The following is a 1,534-nucleotide window of genomic DNA, read 5'->3' as shown; positions in this document are numbered from 1 at the left end:
GTATTTTTTATACGTTTGATGGCTTAGCAAACATAATAGGTAAGTTGGAAAGCGGAACAAAGCAGAATCCAAGCAAACTAACATAAATGAATTCTCGGATAGATGGCAGTATATTCAATGTGTAGCAAAATTGATAGACATGAAGCTACACGAAGGCATGCGCGAAAGTCGCAGCGCCCCGTTGAGCTATAAGTTTTTATAACAAAATATTTAAATACATAGAGGAAAAGAAAAGCGAAAAGCTTAATCGAAGTGCTTTCCGCAAAGGTTGCTCGGTCGATGCTCTCTTCCGTTGCATTCGGTAAAATATCCTCAGACTTTACGGATCTGAAAGACTTGTCATAAGAACATCCTTGGAATGTAAAAATATTATTTTTAAAAAATTAGTTCCTAAAAAGAAAAAAATATTTAACAAGCGCAACTTTTTTATTAGTACCGCGTTTAATACTTTGAAACAAAGAAATAAAAGTGTTTTTACAAAAATAACTCTTTACGACGTATTTCGACCAATGTATAATATTCAATGGCATGACTATCTTTTTTGGTATTAGTTTACTAGTTTCAATGTGACTTTTTAAGTCGCAAGCGAACTTGTTATAATTGCTGCTCAACTCTGGAAAGGGGGTGAACCTGACAATGAGTGAATCGAGCTCAAATATGTTTGCAACAAACACAAATAAAGTGAAAGATATTCAAGGAGGAGAAAAAAAGGTTATGAAGAAAAGTTTATCCGTAGTTCTTTCTACAGCAATGGCATTATCCGTATTTTCTTCCGTAGCATTTGCTGACACAGCAGCAACTACAACTGCAAAAACATCCGCTAACTTCACAGATCTTAAAGATCTTGATGCAGCAACAAAAGCAAAATTTGACGCTATGATTAGCGCTGGTATCTTCGACGGAACAAGCGACACTACGTTTGGTCTGAAAGAAGAAATGAACCGTGCTCAATTCGCGAAAGTTGCAGCTTTGATCATGGGTCTTGATGTAAACAAAGACCTGAAAACTTCCAGTTTCTCCGATGTTAAAGCTGACGACGCAGCTAACGGCTACGCTCTTCCTTTCATCGAAGCTCTGAAAACAGCTGGCGTAACTGATGGTTACGGCGAAGGTACTTACAACCCAGCTGGTAAAGTAACTAAAGAACAACTCGCTACTTTCCTAGTTCGCGTACTGGGTAAAGATGCTGATGCTAAAGCAAAAACAGGTAACGACTCCACTGTTTCTGATTGGGCACAAGGCTATGTAGCACTTGCTCTTGAACTGAAACTTCTGGCTAACGGTACAGACGGTAAATTCGCTGGCCAATCCAACGCAACTCGCGACTTGCTTTTGACTGGCGCATACGAAGCTAAACAACAATACGTACCAGCTGGTAAAGTATCTGTAACTGGCGCGAAAGCAACTGGAGTAAAAACAGTTACTGTAAACTTTAACAAACCAGTAGATACTGACAAGGCGAAATTGGCTTTGACGAAAGGTACTGTTGCTGTAGCAACGACTGCGAAATTCGCAGACGACAAGAAATCCGCTA

At 39.2% G+C, this 1,534-nt stretch carries 1 protein-coding gene; it reads left to right on the top strand.

Annotated features, from left to right (window positions below; translation table 11 throughout):
- Nucleotides 1-636: 636 nt before the first annotated feature.
- Nucleotides 637-1,534: S-layer homology domain-containing protein (locus ACFQZT_RS32250; RefSeq protein ID WP_379307065.1), on the top strand; the 898-nt coding region annotated here is incomplete at its 3' end.

Origin of the sequence: Paenibacillus sp. GCM10027628, from assembly GCF_042676385.1 — a bacterium.
In the GTDB taxonomy this organism is placed as follows: Bacteria; Bacillota; Bacilli; order Paenibacillales; family NBRC-103111; genus Paenibacillus_E.
Note: the sequence above shows the minus strand (reverse complement) of the source record. Positions and strands in the feature narration are given on the sequence as shown.